This window comes from Nonomuraea sp. NPDC049269, assembly GCF_043197155.1.
In the GTDB taxonomy this organism is placed as follows: Bacteria; Actinomycetota; Actinomycetes; order Streptosporangiales; family Streptosporangiaceae; genus Nonomuraea.
The window spans coordinates 705017-721986 of sequence record NZ_JBICSO010000001.1 but is presented as its reverse complement, the minus strand read 5'-3'; the positions used below and the strand labels follow the sequence as shown (position 1 = coordinate 721986).

Annotated in this window: 11 protein-coding genes; 5 read left to right on the top strand and 6 right to left on the bottom strand. The window is 71.7% G+C overall.

Features of this window, described 5'->3' with window-relative positions:
- The first annotated feature begins 12 nt into the window (after window positions 1-12).
- Together ACGFNP_RS03455 and ACGFNP_RS03450 are read left to right on the top strand one after the other, a co-directional pair.
- Window positions 13-2499, top strand: coding sequence for an AMP-binding protein (locus ACGFNP_RS03455; protein ID WP_393314290.1), 2487 nt, complete (start codon window positions 13-15; stop codon window positions 2497-2499).
- On the top strand, window positions 2496-8111 hold the full coding sequence (locus ACGFNP_RS03450) for an amino acid adenylation domain-containing protein (RefSeq protein WP_393314287.1): 5616 nt from the start codon (window positions 2496-2498) through the stop codon (window positions 8109-8111). The genes ACGFNP_RS03455 and ACGFNP_RS03450 overlap by 4 nt, the downstream gene beginning before the upstream one ends.
- Here the strand turns inward: ACGFNP_RS03450 and ACGFNP_RS03445 are convergent.
- The 3 genes from ACGFNP_RS03445 to ACGFNP_RS03435 are packed head-to-tail and all read right to left on the bottom strand — an operon-like array spanning window position 8094 to window position 11463.
- Window positions 8094-9512 carry a pyridoxal phosphate-dependent decarboxylase family protein gene (locus tag ACGFNP_RS03445; protein WP_393314284.1) on the bottom strand — a complete coding sequence of 473 codons (1419 nt, stop codon included), beginning with the start codon at window positions 9510-9512 and terminating at the stop codon, window positions 8094-8096. The two genes, ACGFNP_RS03450 and ACGFNP_RS03445, sit on opposite strands and share 18 nt — an antisense overlap.
- A complete protein-coding gene (locus ACGFNP_RS03440) occupies window positions 9509-10843 on the bottom strand; it encodes an MFS transporter (protein WP_393314281.1) in 1335 nt (444 codons plus the stop codon). The genes ACGFNP_RS03445 and ACGFNP_RS03440 overlap by 4 nt, the downstream gene beginning before the upstream one ends.
- Window positions 10840-11463 (bottom strand): TetR/AcrR family transcriptional regulator, encoded by a 624-nt coding sequence (locus ACGFNP_RS03435; protein ID WP_393314278.1) that lies wholly within the window; start codon window positions 11461-11463, stop codon window positions 10840-10842. The genes ACGFNP_RS03440 and ACGFNP_RS03435 overlap by 4 nt, the downstream gene beginning before the upstream one ends.
- Window positions 11464-11577: 114 nt before the next feature.
- Between ACGFNP_RS03435 and ACGFNP_RS03430 the strand changes: the two genes are divergently transcribed.
- A complete protein-coding gene (locus ACGFNP_RS03430) occupies window positions 11578-12216 on the top strand; it encodes a DUF1524 domain-containing protein (protein WP_393314275.1) in 639 nt (212 codons plus the stop codon).
- A 64-nt stretch (window positions 12217-12280) separates the two neighbouring features.
- Here ACGFNP_RS03430 and ACGFNP_RS03425 read toward each other — a convergent pair whose 3' ends face one another.
- The gene (locus ACGFNP_RS03425; RefSeq protein WP_393314272.1) at window positions 12281-12655 is read right to left on the bottom strand and encodes a MerR family transcriptional regulator; all 375 of its coding nucleotides are present in this window, start codon (window positions 12653-12655) and stop codon (window positions 12281-12283) included.
- A gap of 39 nt (window positions 12656-12694) precedes the next feature.
- Here ACGFNP_RS03425 and ACGFNP_RS03420 point away from each other — a divergent pair, with 39 nt between their 5' ends.
- Window positions 12695-13474 carry an MBL fold metallo-hydrolase gene (locus ACGFNP_RS03420; protein WP_358340158.1) on the top strand — a complete coding sequence of 260 codons (780 nt, stop codon included), beginning with the start codon at window positions 12695-12697 and terminating at the stop codon, window positions 13472-13474.
- 39 nt (window positions 13475-13513) lie between these two features.
- On the top strand, window positions 13514-14404 hold the full coding sequence (locus ACGFNP_RS03415) for an SMP-30/gluconolactonase/LRE family protein (protein WP_393314268.1): 891 nt from the start codon (window positions 13514-13516) through the stop codon (window positions 14402-14404).
- 188 nt (window positions 14405-14592) lie between these two features.
- On the opposite strand, the gene ACGFNP_RS03410 is transcribed toward ACGFNP_RS03415, so the two are convergent.
- Both ACGFNP_RS03410 and ACGFNP_RS03405 read right to left on the bottom strand, forming a co-directional pair.
- Window positions 14593-15168 (bottom strand): dihydrofolate reductase family protein, encoded by a 576-nt coding sequence (locus tag ACGFNP_RS03410; protein WP_393314265.1) that lies wholly within the window; start codon window positions 15166-15168, stop codon window positions 14593-14595.
- Between the two features lie 919 nt (window positions 15169-16087).
- Complete coding sequence (locus ACGFNP_RS03405; protein WP_358340165.1) at window positions 16088-16555, bottom strand: hypothetical protein; 468 nt, start codon at window positions 16553-16555, stop codon at window positions 16088-16090.
- Between the last annotated feature and the right edge of the window lie 415 nt (window positions 16556-16970).

The following is a 16970-nucleotide window of genomic DNA, read 5'->3' as shown; positions in this document are numbered from 1 at the left end:
CTGAGGAGAGCGGTGAAGGAGCACACCAGGGCATACACGCCCTCGATCGAGAAGCGCCGGCTTGTCGATCGGATATACCTGCACGCGATAACCAGGCCCACGCAGGTCGCACTGGAATGCGGCACGCGATCACTCACCTACGCGGCCCTCGCCGGGAAAATGGACGAACGAGTCGGAACGCTGTCCGGTTCGGTGGGGCCGGGCAGGTTCACGGTGATCGAACGGCGCAGGTCCATCGAGTTCGTGGTGGACTTCCTGGCGGTCCTGGCGCTCGACGGCGTCCCCGTCCCCCTCGACCCAGACCTGCCCGCCCGCCGCAAGGAGACCCTGCTCGGCCTGATCAGACCCGGCGTCGTACTGCGTGACGGAGCGGCGATCCTCGGTGTGATGTCACGTGACGGAGCGGCGATGCCTGGGTTGGTGTCTCGTGACGCGGCGGAGCCGTCCGGTGTCGTGCTGCCTGACGGGGCGGCGATCTCCGGGCTGGTGTCTCGTGGTGCGGCGGGGCCGTCCGGCCTCGGCGAGCCCGGCACGACCGCGGTCGCCGATGGGGCGTACGTGTTCTTCACCTCCGGCTCCACCGGGCGGCCGAAGCCGGTGCTGGGCTCAGCCGCCGCGCTGACCTCGTTCCTCGCCTGGCAGTGCGCCGAGTTCGGCGTCGAGCCGGGGGACCGGGTCGCGTTCCTGACCGCGCTGAGCTTCGACGTGGCGGTCCGCGACGTCTTCCTGCCGCTGTGGGCCGGCGCGACGCTGGTCATCCCGGCCCTGCGCGAGGCCGACTCGCCGGAGGCGACCGTGGCCTGGCTGCGGCACTCCCGCGTCAGCGTCGTCAACGTGGTGCCGTCGGTGGCCCGCGGCTGGCTGCGGCACTGCCGTACCCGGTGCGAGTCCATGCGGACGGTGTTCTTCGCCGGGGAGCCGCTGGCGGCGTCCCTGCTGGAGGAGTGGCAGCTCGTGTTCCCCGGCACCCGGACCCGCGTCAACCTGTACGGCACCACCGAGACCACGCTGCCCAAGATCTGGAAGCGGCTGCCCGTCTCCGAGCGGTTCACAGGCGCTCTCCCGGCGGGCGGGCCCGTCCCCCAGACGCGCTTCTGCCTCATCGACCCGGCCGGGCCGTTCGACGCCGCTCTCGTCCGTGCGGCGCTGCGGAACCCGGCGGCCGAGGGCGAGATCGTCCTGGTGAGCCCGCACACCGGTCACGGCTACGTGGGGATGCCTGAGGAGACGGCGGCCCGCTTCGCCGACCTCGGCGGCGTCACCGCCTATCGCACCGGTGATCTCGGCCGCGTGTCCGACGGCGGGGAACTCGTCGTCCTCGGCCGGGCCGACGACGAGCTGAAGGTCAACGGTGTACGGATCCACCCCGCCGAGGTGGCCGCCGCGATCCGCGCCTGCGGCCCGGTCAACGACGTCCACGTGACGGCGGAGCGGTCGGCCGGGCGGGCCCGCCTGACGGCGTACATCGTCCCCGCGAAGGGCCGGGCCCTCGACCTGCTCGCGTTGCGGCGCGACCTGACCACGACACTTCCCGTGGCCATGATCCCCACCGCGCTGGTCGAACTGGCCGAGCTCCCGTCCCTCCCCAACGGCAAGATCGACCGTACGGCCCTGCGCCTGCTCGCCCAGCCGGGCGCGTCCCCGGGAACCCCCACGACGGAGCCGGCCACGCGACCCATCACGGCGCCGGAGCCCGACCGGCGACCCGTCACAGCGGAGAGCCCGCAGCACCAGCGGTCTGCTGGGGCGCAGGACCGGCGGTCTGTTGGGGCGGAGGGCCCGCGGGCCTGGCGGTCTGTCAGGACGGAGAGCCCGCAGGACCGGCGGTCTGTTGAGACGGAGGGCCCGCAGGACCGGCGGTCTGTTGAGACGGAGGGCCCATGGGACCAGCGGCCCGTAGAGGCGGAGAGCCTCCCGGACCCGCGATCTGTCACTGCGCGGGGGAGTTCAGCGGACTCGGAACCCGCTGCGATCCGGGGGAGGTCTGTGGAGGTCGGAGCGCACGTCGTGCCGGATGGTGACGTGGAGCGGTGGCTGGCCGATCGGTGGGCCGAGCTGTTCGAGACCAGCGGGGTCTCCGCAGGGGACGACTTCTTCGCGCTCGGCGGCGACTCCATCTCGGCGATGCAGCTCGTCTCCCGCATCCGGCGCGACCTCGGCGTCACGCTGTCGGTGCGCGACATCTTCGCGGCGGTCACCGTCACCGCCATCGCCCGGGAGATAGCCGACCGACGGCTGCTGGCGATGGACGCCGACGAGCTGCTGGCCATGCTGGAGACCGTCGAGCAGGACGCCTCGGACGCCGTCATGGACGCCCCCTCCGGCGTGGCCGGGCGGGACTTCTCTGGCGTGGTCGGGCAGAACGTCTCCGGCGCGGCCCGGCAGGGTCGTTGCGGTGCGGTCGTTCAGGACGTCTCCGACGTGAGTGAGCAGGAAGTATCCGGTATGCCGGATAGGCAGGGAAGCCTGACCGACGGATGCGAGAGGGGTGCGGCATGACGCCCGCCGCGCTGGCCGAACGGCTCTCACGCCTCTCACCCGAACAGCGGGCCAGGCTGAGCCGTCTGGCGGCCTCTCGTACCGCCGCCGTGCCCGCCCCCATCCCGCACCTGGACCGGACCACCGGCCGGTTGCCCATGTCGTTCGCGCAGCGGCGCCTACACTTCCTACAGAACCTTGACCCGGCCAGCCCCGCCTACAACGTCGTCCAGGCCATGCGGCTGACCGGTCCGCTGGATGCCGGGGCCCTGCGCGAAGCCCTGGCGACCGTGATGGACCGTCACGAGGTCCTGCGCACCACCTGCTCATCCGACGGCGCGGAACCCGAACTGGTCCTGGCCCCACCCGGCCACGGCCCGTCCCTCGACGTCATCGACCTGACAGCCGCCGACCGGCCTGACGCGGCCCAGGCGGGGCCGTCCTACGCGGCTCGGGTGGAGCCGGCTGACGGGGGACGGGTGGAGCCGTCCGACGGGGGACGGGCCGAGTTGCCCGGCGCCGTGCGGGAGGTGTTCGCCGCGCAGGCGGAGTGCCCCTTTCGTCTTGACAGCGAGTTCCCGCTGCGGGCCACGCTCGTCCGGCTGGCCGCCGACGATCACGCGTTGCTGCTCGTCACGCACCACATCGCGACCGACGCGTGGTCGTCGCGGCGACTCGTCCGCGATCTCTTCGACGCCTACGCCGGCCACGAGCTCGCCCCGCTTCCGGTCCAGTACGCCGACGTGGCCGCCTGGCAGCGCGAACGCCTGACCGACGACGTCGTACGCGACCACCTCCACCACTGGCGCGAGCGGTTGGCCGACATGCCGCCCATCCTGGAACTCCCGCTGGACCGGCCACGCCCCGCGATCCGCTCCGACCGGGGCGCCGAGCTCGACCTCACGCTCGACCGCCGGACCTGCCGCCGCCTGCGCGAGGTGGCGCGGGAAGCGTCCGTGACGCCGTTCGTGCTCCTGCTGACCGCCTTCGGGTACGTCCTGCACCGGCACTGCGCCACTGAGGACGTCGTGGTCGGCGTGCCCGTCTCCGGCCGGGACCGCCCCGAGGCCGAGGACCTGGTGGGCTGCTTCATCAACACCCTGCCGCTCCGGCTCGACCTGGGCCCGGCGCCGACCTGCCGCGATCTCGTGCGGCGGGTCGGTGAGCGGGCGCTGGACGCCTACGACCATCAGGAGCTGCCGTTCGAGCGGCTGGTGGCGGAGCTGGCGCCCGAGCGGGACCTCGGCGCGGGTCAGCTCGTCCAGGTGATGTTCAACTACCACACCGCGACCGACCTCGGTGAGAACCTGCCCGGCCTCAAGGTGACCCCGTTGCGGGCGGGGAACGCGCGGGCCCGGTTCGACCTGTCCTGCGCCGTGGTCGAGACGGAGGGGGAGCTGCGGGTCACGCTGACGTACGCGGCGGAGCTGCTGTCGCACGAGCTGGTGGAGCGTCTCGGCGGCCACTTCGCCGAGGTCGTCGACGCCCTGCTCACCGGTCCGCCCCTGACCGGGCTGGACGCGCCGATGGCCGCACTGCCCGCCGTCCCGGCCGTCGATCTGGAGCTGGTACGGCCGGGCGCGCCGCCCGCCGTCCCAGCCGACGACTTGGATACGGTACGGCCGGCGCCGGCCGTACTGCCGCACTTCGACGAGGCCGCGACCCTGCTGGCCCGGTTCGAGGCGTACGCGGCGCTCGAGCCCGGACGGGACGCGGTCCGGTGCCGTGACGACGTGGCCGGTTACGGCGAGCTGAACGAACGGGCGAACCGGCTGGCCAGGCACCTGGTGGCCGAGGGCGTACAGCCCGGTGACCTGGTGGCCCTGCTGTTCGAGCGCTCCGTGGACCATGTCGTCGCGATGCTGGCCGCGCAGAAGGCGGGGGCGGCGTACGTGCCGCTCGACCCGGCGGCGCCCGCGAGCCATCTCACGGCGGTCCTCACCGAGTCACGCGCGAAGGTGCTGCTGACTCACGCCGAAGTCGACCACGCGCCTATCCAGACGAGACCGGTCCGGGTCATGGTGCTGGAGGAGATCGGCGCGATCCTGGCCGGTTATCCCGGGGTGGACCTGGGGCGGCCGATCGCCCGGGATGAGGCCATGTACGTGGTGTTCACCTCGGGATCCACCGGGCGGCCGAAGGGGGTCGTGGTCGAGCACGGCAGCTTCACCAACTACCTCACCGCGATCCTCACCCGCCTCGACGTGCCGGAGAAGCTGCACTTCGCGCTCGTGTCCACGCTCGCCGCCGACCTCGGGCTGACGAACCTGTACGGGGCGCTGGCCACCGGCGGGACCGTGCACGTGGTGCCGTACGAGTGGGCGGTCGATCCCGAGCAGCTGGCCGGCTATTTCCGGCGGCACCCGATCGACTTCATGAAGCTCGTGCCGAGCCACCTCCAGGCCGTCCGCGACGCGGGGCTGCTGGCGGCGGTCGTCCCGGCGCGCTACCTCGTCCTCGCGGGGGAGGCGTGCCCGTGGGAGCTCGTGGACGCCGTCCGCGAGGTCCGGCCGGACTGTTCGATCTGGAACAACTACGGGCCATCGGAGACCACGGTCGCGGTGCTCGCCCACCGCGTTCCGGATGCCGGGCGCGGCCATCGTGGCGGGCCGGTCGTCCCTCTGGGGAGTCCGCTCGACAACGTGCGGGTGCGCGTGGTGGACGCGCGGCTGCGCCCGGTGCCCGTGGGGGCGGCGGGGGAGCTGCTGATCAGCGGCGCGGGTGTCGCCCGCGGGTACCTGTCCGAGGGGGACGGGTTCATCCGGGATCCGTTCGACGCGGGTGCCCTGGCGTACCGGTCGGGTGATCGGGGGCGGCTGCTGCCCGGCGGGGTGTTCGAGTTCCTCGGGCGGCTGGACCGGCAGGTGAAGATCCGCGGGTACCGGGTCGAGCCGGGTTACGTCGAGGCCGTGCTGCGAGGGCATCCGGGCATCGGTGACGCCGCCGTCGTGGTCCGGCACGACGAGGAGGGGCGGGCCCGGCTGGTGGCGTACTACGTCATGCGCGGGGACGGCGCGCGGCCACACGAGTACGCCCGCGGGGAAGGCCCGGCGCCGCACGAGTACGCCCGCGCGAAGCTGCCGCCGTACATGGTGCCCGCGGCCTTCGTGGAGATGGACCGGCTGCCGATCACCCCGAACGGCAAGCTCGACTGGCGCGCGCTCCCCGAGCCGGGACCCGGCATCGCGGGCGACCGGCCGTCGGCGCCTCCGCGCGACGGGGCCGACGAGCGCCTCGCCGGGATCTGGCGCGAGGTGCTCGGGCTGGCGGAGGTGGGGATCGACGACGACTTCTTCGCGCTCGGCGGCGACTCCTTCTCGGCCATGCGGCTGGCCCGGCAGATCGGGGACGGGCTGCGGGTCGCGGCGATCTTCCAGCACCCGACCATCCGCGAGCTGGCCGACCTGCTCAAAGGCAGCGACCCCGGAGGCGGACTCCTCGTACGGCTGCCAGGCGCGCCGGCGACCCAGGCGAGGGCAACGGCGGCCACCGTGGTCGCGGTGCCCTTCGGCGGCGGGAACGCGGCCGCCTACGGCGAACTCGCCCGCGCCCTGCCGCCCGAGTTCCCGCTGCTCGCCGTCGACCTGCCGGGACACGACTTCGGCGACCCGTCGGCCCCGATGGAGCCGCTCGACACGCTGGCGGCCCGGTGCGTGGCCGAGATCCGCGCGACCGTCCAGGGCCCCGTCATCGTGTACGGCCACTGCCTCGGCGCCGCGCTGGCCTTCGACATCGCCCAGCGTCTGGAGGCCGGGGGCGGGGACGTCGTCGGCGTGGTGTTCGGGGGCGCGTTCCCGGCGCCGCGCCTGCCGGGACGGCTCTTCGACCTGTGGGCCAGGCTCCTGCCCAGCGACCGCTGGCGATCCGACCGCCTGTATCGCGACACGCTGCGCGGCATCGGCGGGCTCACCGACAGCCTGGACCCGGAGGAGCAGGCGTTCATCCTGCGCGCCCTGCGGCACGACTCCCGGCAGGCCGAACAGTTCTACACCGAGCACTGCCACGCGAAGGACCGTCCCCGCACGCTGCACGCGCTGAGCGTGGTCGGCGAGCGGGACCGGCTCACCGAGTTCCACGAGGAACGGCACCGCGAGTGGGACCTGCTCTGCGCCGACACCGAGCTGGAGGTGATCCCGGACGCCGGTCACTTCTTCCTCAAGCACCAGGCCGCCGAGCTCGCCGCCATCCTCACCCGCTGGTTCGAGCGGCGACATCGGGAGCCCGCACAGGAGAAACCGATTGTCCCGCCGGCCGCCTCGGGCCTGTGGGGATTCCTGCTCGTCACGCTCGGCCAGCTCGTGTCCATGCTCGGCACCAGGGCCCTGGCGTTCGGCCTCGGGGTGTGGGTGTATCTGGAGACGGGCAGCGCGACGCAGTTCTCCGTCATCCTGGTCTGCGGGCTGCTGCCCGCGCTGCTGGTGCTGCCGTTCGCGGGCGCGGCGGCGGACCGATGGAACCGCCGCCTGGTGATGATCGCCGGTGATCTGGTGGCCGTCTGCGGGACCGGGTTCTGCCTGGTCATGTACGCCACGGGGTCGCTGGAGGTATGGCATCTCTACATCGCCACGGGTCTCAGCTCGATCGCGGGGTCCTTCCAGCAGCCGGCCTACCTGGCGGCGACCACGCAACTGGTCCCCAAGCAGTACCTCGGCCGGACCAACGGCGTCACCCAGGCCCTGGTCGCGCTGAGCCAGGCCGGGGGACCGCTGCTCGGCGGCGCGCTGATCGTGCTGATCGGGCTCGGCGGCGTGCTCGTGGTGGATCTGGCGACGGTGTTCGTCTCGCTGCTCACGCTGTTCGTCGTCCGGTTCCCCGACACGCTGTTCCGCAGGCGGGAGGAGACGATCTGGAAGGAGATCTCCAACGGCGTCCGCTACATCGCCCGGCGCCCCGGCTTCGTGGCGATGATCGCCTTCTTCCTGGCGTTCAACCTCATGCTCGGTTTCGCCATCGCCCTCACCCCGCCGCTGGTGCTGTCGTTCGCGTCACCCGCCACGCTGACCGTCGCCTCCGTGGTCGGTGCCGTGGGCGGGATCGCCGGGGGAGTGGCCATGGCGTTCTGGGGCGGGTTCGAGCGGCGGGCGACGGGGATGGTCGGGTTCACCCTGCTGACGGGTGCCGGCATGATCCTGGTGGGGCTGCTGCCCTCGGCGCTGTTCCTGGCCGTGGGACTGGCCGCCGTCGCCGCCTCCCTCGCGCTGCTCAACGGCCACTGGCAGACCATGATCCAGACGAAGGTCGGAATGGAGCTCCAGGGCCGGATCCTGGCCAGCAACCGCATGATCGCGAACCTCACGGAACCGCTCGGCTACCTCTGCGCCGGCCGGCTCGCCGACGCGTTCTTCGAACCGGCGATGCGCGAGGGCGGCTGGCTGAGCGGGACCGCGGGCACCGTACTGGGCACCGGGCCCGGCCGGGGCATGGCGCTCATGATCGTCGTCCTGGGCGTCGCCCAGATCGCACTGGCGGTGTACGGCCTGCGGTGGCGCAAGCTGCGCTACATGGAGGACGTCCTGCCGGACGCCGTCCCCGGAGCGGTCGTCACCTGGGACCGCGACGCGTTGCAACGGGAGGCGGACCTGCTGCTCGACACGGAACGGCACGCTCGCCGCGCTTCAGCTGTAGATCACTGACAGGAAGCGCACCAGCACCGCCTCCCGCGTGGCCGCGGGCAACGCGTCGAGGACCGCGTTGACCAGCGCCATCTCCGGCTGGCCCGCGCCGGGCCGCAGGTCCACCCCGACCGCCGCGGCCAGCTCGGCGAAGGCCGCGTCGTCCAGTTCCGTCAGATCCAGGTTCACGACCAGGTCGACCAGCCCGTCGGGGAGTACGGTGGGGCCGCGCACCCGCGCGGCCGCCGCCGACTCTCCGATGACCTTCAGCAGCGCCTCGATCCCCGAGAGCGTCACCCCGGTGACCGTGATGTGCAGGTTGGCCGGGATGCCCGCGTACGACAGTTGCGGCTGGAGGAACCAGCCGCGCCGCCGGGCCTCGTCGGCCAGGACGAACACGTCGAGTTCCGACGACGTGAACGCCACCAGCGCGCTCTCCGGGTCGCCCAGCACCCGCAGGCCCGGGACCGCCGCGATGCCCGCGCGTAATCTGGCCGTCGCCTCCAGCGTGGCCCGGCCCAGCGCCAGGTAGCCGTCCCGGCCCAGGGCCTGGAGCGTGGCCCACGCGCCGCCGAGCGACCCCGCCGACCTGGAGCTCTGCACGGTGGCGTTGATGATCGTGTAGCCGGGCCAGGCGGCCGAGGCGAAGTACGCCCCGCGGCGCATCGCCGGGTCGGCGAACAGCACGACCGAGGCGCCCTTCGGCGCGTAGCCGAACTTGTGCAGGTCACACGAGAGCGACGTGACCCCCGGCACCGACAGGTCGAACGCCGGGATCGCCGCGCCCGCCGCCCGCAGCCACGGCAGCAGCCACCCGCCCACGCACGCGTCCACATGGCAGCAGACGCCCGCCGCGGCGGCGACGGCGGCGATCTCCCCGATCGGGTCGATCACGCCCTGCGGGTACGACGGCGCCGAGGCGACGACCAGGACGGTGTCATCGTCCATGGCCGCCGCCACGGTCCGCGCATCGGCCTTGAACGTGGCCGGATCGACCGGCACCGGCCGGACCTCCAGACCGAGGTAGTGCGCCGCCTTGTGGAAGGCCGGATGGGCGGTGACGGGAAGCACCAGATTGGGCCGGGCCCGCCCGGCCGCGTCACGGGCGGCCTTCACCGCCAGCATGATCGACTCGGTGCCGCCGCTGGTGAAGATGCCGTGGCCACCGCCCAGCAGGTCGGCGACGGCGCCGACGACCTGCTTCTCCATCTCCACCACGCTGGGGAACGCCGTCGGGTCGAGGCTGTTGACCTCCAGCATCTCCGCGTAGGCGCGGGCCGCCGCCTCGTGCACCTCGTCGCGCCCGGTGTCGTAGACGTAGGCGGTCACCTGGCCGCCCCTGACCGGCAGGTCGTGCTCCTTGAGCCTGGCCAGCTCGGCCAGCAGATCCTCGGTGCTCCTCCCGGTGTCGGGCAGGTTCACGCGTGCTCCTCGTGATTCATTGCGGCCCTGCCGTACCGGACGACGAACGGCAGACTGATCAGCATGAGCGCGGCGGGCAGCGCGGTGAAGCCCAACAGCAGTCCGGTCAGGGCGGCGGGCGGCTGCGCGACCGGCGCCTCGACCGGCGCGGACACGAACCCCGACACCGCCAGCACCAGCGCGAACAGGCCGGGACCGAGCGCCAGCCCGGCCGTCTCGCCCGCCGTCCACAGCCCGGTGAACGCGCCCGCCTGCGCGTGCCCGGTCCGGGCCGTGTCGGCGTGCACGGTGTCGGGCAGCAGCGACAGCGGCAGCAGTTGCAGCCCCGCGTAACAGGCCCCGGCCAGCGCGGTCAGCGCCAGCGTCGCCACCAAAGACCGCCCGGCGATCGCCGGGACGAGCGCCAGCGCCGCGAGCCCGAAGCCCAGCGTCGCGGCCAGGTAGCAGCGCACGGGCCCGTGGGTACGGGCCAGCCGCGCCCACAGGGGTACGGCAGGCATGCTCGGGGCGACAAGGCAGACGAACATCACCGAGGTCAGGCCGTAGTCGCCGAGCCGGTAGGAGGCCACGTATGGCGCGCCCGCCAGCATCACCGCGACCCCCAGCGCCTGCGTGACGAACGCCGCCAGCAGCGCGAAGAACGGCGTGTTGCCCCGCGCCATGCGGAACGCGGCCACCGGGCCGAGCTGCCGTGGACCCGGCCGCGAGGTCACCCAGCGGGTGGCCAGCGCCGCGGTGACCAGCGCGGCGGCCATGACCGCGCCGATCGTGACGCCCATGACCGCGTAGCCGGGCCGGCCGCCACCGGCCAGGTCCACCACGGCGGGGGCCAGCCCGCCCGCGACCAGGATGCCGACGGTCAGGCAGACGACCCGCCACGACATGACCCTGGTCCGCTCGGCCCGGCTCGCCGACATCTCGGCGGGCAGCGCCACGTACGGCACCTGGAAGCAGGCGAACGCGGTCGCGGCCACCAGGAACGCCGCCCCCGCCCAGAGCGCGCCGGGCGCGGCGTCCGGTACGGCGAACATCGACGCGAACGCCACGGGCAGCGCGGCCGCCCCCGTCAGCAGCAGCCGCGTCCGCCGGCCGGTCCGCACGGCCTCGCGGTCACTGGCGGCGCCGACGAGCGGATTGAGCAGCACGTCCCAGATCTTCGGCGCGACCAGCACGGCACCCGCGGCGGCGGCCGGCACGCCCAGCGTGTCGGTCAGGTAGTAGAGCAGCAGCAGCCCGGGAACGGCCGAGAACACCCCGGTGCCCACGGAGCCCGCGCCGTAGCCGAGTAACCGGCTCCGGGCGAGCCGCTCACCCGCCGGCGCGGTGGTCACGGGACGTCGCCGGGGAACGCGAGCGCGCGGTGCAGGGTCAGGTGCAGGTGGGCGCGGAAGCGCCGCAGCGCCACCTGGTCGCTGCCGCCCCTGCGGTGGCCCTCCTCGTCCAGCACGCCGCCCTTGGCGAACCCGTGCACGCACCAGATGACCGACCACATGGTGTACTCCAGGTCGATCGCGTCGTCGATCACCCCGGCCGCGACCGCGGGACGCAGAGCATCGGTCACCATGGCCACCAGTGGCTGGACGTACTGGCGTTCCAGCTCGGTGAGGTCGCTGGCGTCGGAGAGCCAGCGGTGCATCCACAGCGCCGGCACCTCGGGATGACACACGCAGAAGTCGACGTAGTCGTCGATCAGCCGGTGGATCCCGGTGACCGGGTCGTCGCCCGGCAGGCGGGCCAGCGCCCCTTCCAGGGCCGCGCGTTCGGCCTGGTGGGCGCGCTCCATCACGGCGAGGTAGAGCTCCCGCTTGCCGCCCACGTGGTAGTTGACCGTGGCGATGTTCAGGCCTGCCGCGTCGGCGATCTGCCTGGTGGAGGTGCCGTCGTAACCGAGCGCCGCGAAGAGCTGCGTCGCGACCTTCAAGATCACGGCGACCTGGCCGTTCTCTGTCATGTGAGCGAACCTAGTTCGGCTGAGCCGCTCCGTCAATCACTTGATGGAGTCACTTTCGGTGCCATCTCAATTACTTCTCGTGACATGATCGGCGATGGCTGTTACTGCTGATCCATGACCATCTTCTCAGGGCGGTTCGTGGTCCCACTTCTCACGCTTCTCCTGCTTGTCCCGTCGTTCAGCGCCTCCGCGAGCGCGCTGCCCCACCCGATGTCGGAAGACGGCGCCCGTACGGCACTCGACTGGCTGACCGTCGCCGAGCGGGGCACGCTCGACGGCTACAGCCACGACCGCTTCATGCCCGAATGGGCCCCGAAGTGGGGCATGTGCGACACCCGAGAGATCGTCCTGAAGCGTGATGGCGAGGCCGTCGAGCGGGACGCGTCCTGCCGGGTCGTCGCCGGCACCTGGTACAGCCAGTACGACGGCAAGATGCTCACCAGCGAGGCCCAGATCGACGTCGACCACCTCGTCCCCCTGGCCAACGCCTGGCGTTCGGGGGCGAACACCTGGAGCGACGCCCGCCGCCAGGCCTTCGCCAACGACCTGATCCGCCCCGAACTGATCACCGTCAGCGCCACCACCAACATCGCCAAGGGCGGCCGGACCCCGGTCACCTGGCGGCCGCCGGTCACCGGCTACTGGTGCACGTACGCCCGCTCGTGGATCACCGTCAAGCACCACTACGCCCTGCGCATCACGAAGGAGGAGAAGGCCGCGCTGATCGAGATGCTCGACACCTGCCGGGATTGACCATGCGGTTCTGATGGCGTCGGGCGATGTTTCTGCCTGGAGCCGGCAGCCGTCTCGTAGCGGGTTACGGGATGCGGGACTCGATCTGCTCGCGGGCGTGCGGGCAGTCGTCGAAGCTCAGCGGGCACTCCAGCGCGTGCTCGACCAGCTCCTTCGCCGCCCGCGCCCGCGCGATGCGCTGCTCGAGCAGGGCCACATGTTCCCTGAGGAGGTCGGCATGGTTCATCGGATCGGGCCCGGCGAGCACCTCGCGCAACGCGCGGAGCCCCAGTCCGGCCTCCTTGCCCATCAAGATCATGGCCACCCGCCGCAGGTCGGCCGGGCCATAGCGGCGGTGGCCGTTCTCATGCCTGGCCGGAGCCAGCAGCCCGGCGCTCTCCCAGTGCCGCAGGACGTGCGTGGGCAGCTCGAACCGGGCGGCCAGCTCGCCGATGGTCATGCTTGACTTCATGCGCACATTAACCTTCATCGTGGCCGCATGAGCAACCAAGCCACTCTGGCCGTGACACGCGTGGCCAACTCGTGCGTACTCCTGGAGATCAACGGCCATGCCGTACTCACCGACCCGTTCTTCACCGAACGCTGGCATCTGCACCGGGGCGAACCGCTCGGCATGACCGTCGGCGAGCTGCCCCGGCTGGACGCCATCGTCGCCAGCCACTCCTACCCCAACCACTGGGACCTGCGCGCGCTGCGGACGTTCCCCCGCAAGGACGCCACCCCCGTCTTCGTGAGCAGCCCCCGGATGGCCCGCCAGGCGCGGGACCTCGGCTTCCGTCGGGTGGAACACCTCGAATGGGGACAGACCGGCCACCCCACCCAGGAGCTCTCGATCGAGGCGACCCCCGCGGGGCGCACCCTCCTGTGGCGCCACAACGCGTACGTGCTCAGCGCCGGCGGGATCCGGGTCTTCTTCGGCGGCGAAATCCGCGACGTGTCGCTCCTGGAGCGGTACCGCGCCGAACACCCGCCGGTTGACCTGGCGCTGCTGCCGGTCAACGGGCTGCGGGTGTTCGCCGGGCCGCCGATCGTCATGGGTCCCGAGCAGGCCGTCGCCGGGAGCAGCGCCCTGGGCGCCCGCGTGCTCGTCCCCGTGCACGACGCCCACGGCGACGACGACCTGCTCGCCCGCGTCATCCGCCGCAACGGCACCGGAATCGAGGCCAAGTCCCTGGCGGACGCCCGCGAGGAGGGGCCCGAGGTGGTGAACCTGCCGACGGGACACCGGTGGACCTACCCGGGGGTCAGCCGCTCGTGATCGACAATGGGGAGGTCCGAGCCCAGTGAGGAGAACGGCATGACCATCGCCGCGTACACCGTGACCGCACCCGTCGCCGAGCACGGGGAGGGCCCCGTATGGTGCGGAAGCTGGGGCGGGCTCCGGTTCGTCGACATGCTGGCCGGTGACGTGCTGGCGCTCGACCCGGACGGCACGGTCCGCCGCCGCCACGTCGGCGCGGTCGCGGCGGCCATCCGCCCGCGCGCCGCGGGCTCCGTGTCCGGGGATTACGTGTGCGAAGGCTACGTGGTCGCGGCCGAGCGGGAGCTGCTGCTGTCCGACTCCGACGAGCTGGACGCCCCGCTGCGCTCGCTGGGCGAGGCGTGGAGCGATCCGTCGGTACGGATGAACGACGGCGGCTGCGACCCCGACGGCCGCTTCTACATCGGCAGCATGGCCTACGACGAAACCCCCGGCCGCGGCTCGCTGTACGTGGCCGAGCCCGGCGGCGGGCTGCGCGTGGTGCTGCCGGAGGTCACGATCTCCAACGGCCTGGACTTCAGCCCCGGCGGTGACCTCGCCTACTACGCCGACACGACCACCCGCCGGATCGACGTCCTGGACTACGACCGCGAGCATGGGCTGACCGGGCGGCGGCCGTTCGTGTCCGTGGACCCGGCCGACGGCGCTCCCGACGGGCTCACGGTCGATGCCGAGGGCGGCGTGTGGGTGGCTCTGTGGAGAGGCGCCGCGGTGCACCGCTACAGCCCGGAGGGCGGTCTCGACGCCGTCATCCGGCTTCCGGTGCGCAAGGTCACCGCGGTCACCTTCGGCGGCGAGAACCTCGATCGGCTGTTCATCACCACCTCGGCCCTCGACGTCGACCGGACGGAACAACCGGACGCGGGCGCACTCTTCGCGGCCGACCCCGGCGTACGCGGCCGCCCCGTCCTGCCGTGCGCGCTCTGACCGGGTGCCGGCATCGACGCGAGGATCTGCGGATCACCCGTAAGCCCCTGCTTCCCTCGCCGATCTCGGCCGCCCGCTGCGAGCGCTGGACCTGCCATCGTGCGCAAGAACACCGAGAACATCCGCGCCATGCTCAAACGCCTGGTCAACCAGGGCATCCTCGCGGAGATCGAGCCGGGATCGTTCGCTCAGCCACGCCCCTGGCGCGCCACGCGGTGGCGGAGGTAGATGACTTTCGAGCTGAAGGTGCGGGTCTCGACGAGTTCGAGATCCACCCGGCGCTCGCGCTGGGGAAAGAACGGAATGCCACCGCCGACCAGCACCGGGTAGACCCTGGCCCGGTACTCGTCGATCAGACCCGACGCGGCCGCCTCGGCGGCGAGAGTCGCGCCGCCGATCGCGATGTCACCCTTTCCCGGCTCGGCGCGCAACCGCTCGATCTCCTCCGCCAGGCCGCCGGAGGCCAGGCGGGCGTTGCCCTGCACCGCCGACAGCGTGGTGGAGAACACCACCTTGGGGAGCGGCTTCCAGAGCGCGGTCCACTCGAGCATCGAGTCGTCGAGCGATGGATCCTGGTCGGCGGTCTCCCAGTACAGCATCGTCTCGTACAGCCGTCGTCCCAACAGGTGGACGCCGACCTCTCGTATCTCGTCGATCCAGGAGCGAAAGACCTCCTCGTCGGGCGCCGTCCAGTTGAAGCCGCCGTCCGGCCCGACGATGTAGCCGTCAAGTGAGACGCCCATCGAATAGGTCACGCTGCGCATCAGAAGTCCTTCTCGGTGCCGGGTTCGACAGTACGACCGCCGGACGCCGCAAAACTCATCGCGGATCTCCTGAGCCAAGGCGGTTCCTTCTGGGCCTGGCCGTCCCGACGTGCTGGTGGACACGGGCGGGGGTGTCCACCGGATCTGCGGGCCGTTCGCTCAGCCGCCGGCAGCAGTCTTCCTGATCGGTGCGGCGACGGCCTCCGGATGGGAGATGTAGATGGCATGGCTGCCGACGGCTTCCACCACGGTGGCGCCCGCACTCGGACATGGCCCGCTGAGCTGATGGCGGGATCATCCGGTCCTCGGTCGCGACCAGGTACCAGCTGGGCTTGGCGCGCCAGGCGGGTTCGGTGATGATGCCGCCGAGCGCGTCGACGCGCCTCATCACTCACGTCCGCAGCGTATGAGTGCGTACTTCATAATTGGTGAAAAGAAAGTGGAATCAGCGCCCGCAGCCCTTTTCTTTGACCGTGGTGGAAGATATCCGTAATCGTGGTTGCGGTCGTGGATGCTCACTCGACCACGGTAACGTCCAGATCGTCGGCTGCGGCGAGCCGGTTGGCCGACCCTCGGACCGAGGCCGCGGCTTGGTGGTGCAATTCGACGCGGACGTGGATTCGGTCCGGGAGCGCGCTCAACGCGGGGGTGAACCCCTGAGCCGCGAAGAACTACCTGCCCTGAACATCGCCCAGGGCAGCGCGTCGGCCGCACCCACCCCCCTCGCGGATCGAGGTGGCAAGGGTGGTCAGCCACGCGATTCGGCAGATCTTCACCTCCGCCACCGTACGAAGCCGGGACAATCGGAGCGCGACGACAGCCAGCCAGCGGCCCGATCTCCTAACTCGCAGACCAAGGCATAGGACAGCCCCCGGCCTCACCCTCGGCGGGTTCGCCGTAATCGGGCGGGGACCGGCGCTCAGCTGGTCGAGGCCTCCACCGAAACACAGCGGTGCAGCACCACGCCCGTCTTGCCAGCGGGACCGTTGAGCCTGATCACCGGCCTGATGTTGGTCCTTCCAGGACCCACGGGGATCAGGGCGAAGGTCGACCGAGTCTCGGCGAACTCCTGGTGATTGGCGAAGTTGGCGGGTCCGAAAGTCCCTTCCTGCTTGAGGGAGTCGTTCAGGCTGTAGGTGAGCCGCAGCTCGGAGCCCGCCTGGACGGAAACGTCCGCAGTGACCTCCACCTTCACCGTCGTCGCCGCCGGAACGTCGACGAAGACCGGATTATCGAGGAGCCCCACGTACACGGCCGAACTCGCGGTGAGCGGAAAACCGCGGGGATCGCACATCGCCTGGCTGAAGGGAAGGGCGGAGGCCGGCTGGGCCAGCGCGAACGCTGTGATTGCCGCGGTCACACCGCAGGCGGCCACCGCGGCGACCATTTTGCGACGACGCGAAATCCGGGTCATCATGGATCTTCCTCGATTCTGTGGAGTCGGCCCTCGGTCCCGGGCCGGTCATCGGCACGAGCGGGTCGTCGTGCTCACTCCAAGGGCGTTCCATTCAGTTCCACACCCAACGAGGGACGGCCGCGCCGGACGAGGCCGAGACGTCCGAGGCGGTAACGCCGGAGAAATCACTCCACGATGCCGGTCCTGACCCCATGTCGGCGGCATGCTCCTCGGCCAGAGATATGTTTGCGCGGCATCCCCGCCCAGGGAGTCCGGATCACCCGTTCGCGTACATGACGCGAGCCGGGCCGATCACCATCGCCGAGACCGACGGGCTGTCCGCGGCGCCAGGTTTCGTTCTCTCGATGACCAGGCGAACGCGTGGGGCCCGCGCCCCACGTCTCCA

Bases quoted from the DNA above. Each gene is read 5' to 3' on its own strand.
- ACGFNP_RS03450 (WP_393314287.1), top strand. From the start codon at position 2,496: ATGACGCCCGCCGCGCTGGCCGAACGGCTCTCACGCCTCTCACCCGAA.
- ACGFNP_RS03435 (WP_393314278.1), bottom strand. From the start codon at position 11,463: ATGACAGAGAACGGCCAGGTCGCCGTGATCTTGAAGGTCGCGACGCAG.
- ACGFNP_RS03430 (WP_393314275.1), top strand. From the start codon at position 11,578: ATGACCATCTTCTCAGGGCGGTTCGTGGTCCCACTTCTCACGCTTCTC.
- ACGFNP_RS03425 (WP_393314272.1), bottom strand. From the start codon at position 12,655: ATGACCATCGGCGAGCTGGCCGCCCGGTTCGAGCTGCCCACGCACGTC.
- ACGFNP_RS03420 (WP_358340158.1), top strand. From the start codon at position 12,695: ATGAGCAACCAAGCCACTCTGGCCGTGACACGCGTGGCCAACTCGTGC.
- ACGFNP_RS03415 (WP_393314268.1), top strand. From the start codon at position 13,514: ATGACCATCGCCGCGTACACCGTGACCGCACCCGTCGCCGAGCACGGG.
- ACGFNP_RS03410 (WP_393314265.1), bottom strand. From the start codon at position 15,168: ATGCGCAGCGTGACCTATTCGATGGGCGTCTCACTTGACGGCTACATC.
- ACGFNP_RS03405 (WP_358340165.1), bottom strand. From the start codon at position 16,555: ATGGTCGCCGCGGTGGCCGCCTGCGGTGTGACCGCGGCAATCACAGCG.